General features: G+C 56.0%; 3 protein-coding genes. All 3 read left to right on the top strand.

Going from position 1 to position 2881, the window contains the following annotated elements:
- The first annotated feature begins 350 nt into the window (after positions 1 to 350).
- Entirely contained in the window at positions 351 to 863 is a 513-nt protein-coding gene (locus IWX62_RS16075) for a hypothetical protein (RefSeq protein ID WP_333483497.1), read from the top strand.
- Between the two features lie 228 nt (positions 864 to 1091).
- Positions 1092 to 1499: a DUF302 domain-containing protein gene (locus IWX62_RS16070; protein ID WP_196842416.1), complete on the top strand. Its 408-nt coding sequence runs from the start codon at positions 1092 to 1094 to the stop codon at positions 1497 to 1499.
- Between the two features lie 257 nt (positions 1500 to 1756).
- Positions 1757 to 2494 (top strand): flavodoxin family protein, encoded by a 738-nt coding sequence (locus IWX62_RS16065; protein WP_196842415.1) that lies wholly within the window; start codon positions 1757 to 1759, stop codon positions 2492 to 2494.
- The last annotated feature ends 387 nt before the right edge of the window (positions 2495 to 2881 follow it).

The following is a 2881-nucleotide window of genomic DNA, read 5'->3' as shown; positions in this document are numbered from 1 at the left end:
GAAATTTTGCGTCAACAACACTATTTTCCCAGCTCAGGAGCACTTTTCGTCGTTTAACCACACCCCACCAGCCACTACCTCATGAAAGACCGAGGCTAGCACGCCTGCACGCCCGGTAGTCACGCTGCATCCCACCAAAAGCACTCATCCAGCTGCTGAGAATTGGCCATCAGCGTGAAGTATTAGACCGTCCCTGACATCACTGTGATCTTCACAGCCGGCATCGAATATAGAGGCATCTCTTGGCATTTGAAGGGATTCGCGGCAGGAAGCCGACCGATGAAACTTATACGCGCTTCCAACGCGCCTTGTTGTTCTTCTCCACTACTAGGCGCAAAACAGCTGCAGTCATGGTCGTTATCGCCATCTGGCTAGGACTAGCGCTCTTGGGGATCCGGACCACCGGATTTCTGTACCTAGCCATCGCGGTGCTCGCGGTGCTCTTCACGCAAGGAGCCCTCTTGCGTCGACCGACGAAGCTTCCACCCGACATCATGCTCAGGCATGCGACAAGCCGGTTCACACAGAAACGTGCTTGGCAATCGACGAAGAACAAGGACCAGGTCATTACAGACCTGAATACCGTATTCGCCCGCCCGGGAATCTCCGTGAGGACGGTAGGGGACTCTGTCTGGATTGAGATGGACAAACACTGGAACCCGGGTGATCTGAGACATTCGAGCGCGGCCCAACACCTCAAGATCAAACCCCCAGTTCACTTCTTCGCGGAAACCAAAGAGGATGGGAGCACCATAACTGCATTCAGCCACGACAACAGACTGACCGGAATGTGGGATGTCATGCAGCTATCCGATGAGATGGCAGATGCAGCGGTACAGCTTGCAAAAGACGCAACCTCCTAAACCACTAGTCCGCGCGGAAAACTGGTCTTAATCCTTCGCCGAATCTAGGTCGTTAACCTGAATCAGGGCTTGGGCCTCCGTGACCAGATGGCAGGTCATCGCGCGGGTCTTGCAAGGGACTGACATCTGGATACCCCTATTCGGTAGTCGAATACCCTAGAAGAACGCGGCAATACGCTGCCAGTCATTTGTCGGACGATTCCACCCACCAGTCTCTCCAGGAGAACCATGACGTACACACTCAGCACGACCATTGCGCTTCCCGGGGCTGAGGCCCTCGAACTTACCCGGGATGCACTATTGGCTCAGGGGTTTGGAATACTTACCGAGATTGATGTCCGTTCCACTTTTGAAGTCAAGCTAGGAACCGAAGCCGCGGACGCCGTAGGCGACTACATCATCCTTGGTGCCTGCAATCCGGCCCTGGCCAGCCGAGCAATTGCCGCGGAGCCCGAAATCGGGGCACTCCTGCCCTGCAACGTCGTGGTCCGCCGAAGCAAGGATGCAGATAGCACCACAATCGAGGCCATCGACCCGCAGACCATGGTTCGGCTCAGTGGCGCGCCAGCGGTCAAGGAGGTCGCTGATGACGCCGACAGCCGCCTGCGCAAGGCCCTGGACTCCCTAAGCAATTAAGTGAAAACAGAAAGGGTCACTTCTGGCGCTTCGATAGCGGCGTAACTTCTTGACCTTTGGGGCGTGATTTCCGCGCCGGCGCATCGGAGGTGCATGAGTTGGCGGGAGTGATGGTAGAAGATGTGTTCCAGGTTACATAGTGCAGGCTTCTGGGGGGACTAGTGTGGTTTCAATTCGGTCTAGCTATTTTCGAGACCAAGTAGCGGATCGTTAAATGGACAAGAACTTGTCCGCTACCTAGACAGGAACACCATCAGATGACTAACAGCGTGAAGTCCATGAGCAGTGACGATCAGTTCGCTGGTCTGAGAGCAGTGTTCCTCAATTGCACCTTGAAGCGCAGCCCCGAGATGAGCCACACCTCCGGGCTGATCAGCCTGAGCGCCGATTTGATGCGGACGAAGGGTGTCCATGTGGAAGTTGTGCGACCGATTGACCTCCCGGTGGCGACGGGCGTGTACCCGGATATGAGGGAGCACGGTTGGGAGGAGGACGCTTGGCCCTCAATTTTTGAGAAGATTGAATTAGCAGACATTCTGGTGCTGGCTGGACCGATCTGGCTTGGAGACAACAGCTCGGTGATGAAGCAAATTATCGAGCGTCTTTATGCGATGTCGGGGATGACGAACTCTCGCGGGCAGTACGTATATTACGGGAAGGTGGGTGGCGCTTTGCTGACGGGGAACGAGGACGGCGTCAAGCACTGCGCGATGAATATTCTTTATAGTCTTCAGCACATCGGGGTGACCATTCCTCCGGCGGCGGATGCGGGTTGGATTGGAGAGGCAGGACCGGGCCCAAGCTATTTGGATGAAGGTTCAGGTGGCCCGGAGAATGACTTCACCAACCGCAACACTGCCTTTATGACTTGGAATCTGCTCCATATGGCTTGCATCCTGAAACTGGCCGGGGGTATCCCTGCCCAGGGAAACCTGCCTGACGCTTGGAAAAAGGGCGACAGGTTTGGTCTGGAAGCGAATCCGGAATACCGATAGCGTCCAAATTTGGACAGGGCAATTCAGGTATAACAACTCCGGACATCCAGGCGGTCGAGCCTAGATCTGATCCGACTAATGGATGGGTGGCTGCGGTTGATTTCAGCTGACGGGTGGTCAGGCCGTATTTCCTGGCCCGGCTGATGGTGTTGGGTAGTTCCCGCGTTGCCTGTGCCGAAGAGATGGGCCCCGCCGATCTGATTCCTTGACTTCTCCTATCTGGGGCCCAGCCGGGTCTCTCTGACACGTGGAAAAGGCTCTGCTGACGGGTTCGTTTTTCAGTCGAGCCGTGTGTCAGCGGCCATGAAAAACTGCCCATAGGCGGCCACGGAACTGCCCACTGATGGCCAGTAAAACTGCCCGCCGGTGGCCATGGGATCTGCCCAC

Source organism: Arthrobacter sp. CAN_A1 (assembly GCF_015751665.1).
Taxonomy (GTDB): Bacteria; Actinomycetota; Actinomycetes; order Actinomycetales; family Micrococcaceae; genus Arthrobacter_D.
Note: the sequence above shows the minus strand (reverse complement) of the source record. Positions and strands in the feature narration are given on the sequence as shown.

Coding starts and splice junctions, on each gene's coding strand:
- IWX62_RS16075 (WP_333483497.1), top strand. CDS start 351: ATGGTCGTTATCGCCATCTGGCTAGGACTAGCGCTCTTGGGGATCCGG.
- IWX62_RS16070 (WP_196842416.1), top strand. CDS start 1,092: ATGACGTACACACTCAGCACGACCATTGCGCTTCCCGGGGCTGAGGCC.
- IWX62_RS16065 (WP_196842415.1), top strand. CDS start 1,757: ATGACTAACAGCGTGAAGTCCATGAGCAGTGACGATCAGTTCGCTGGT.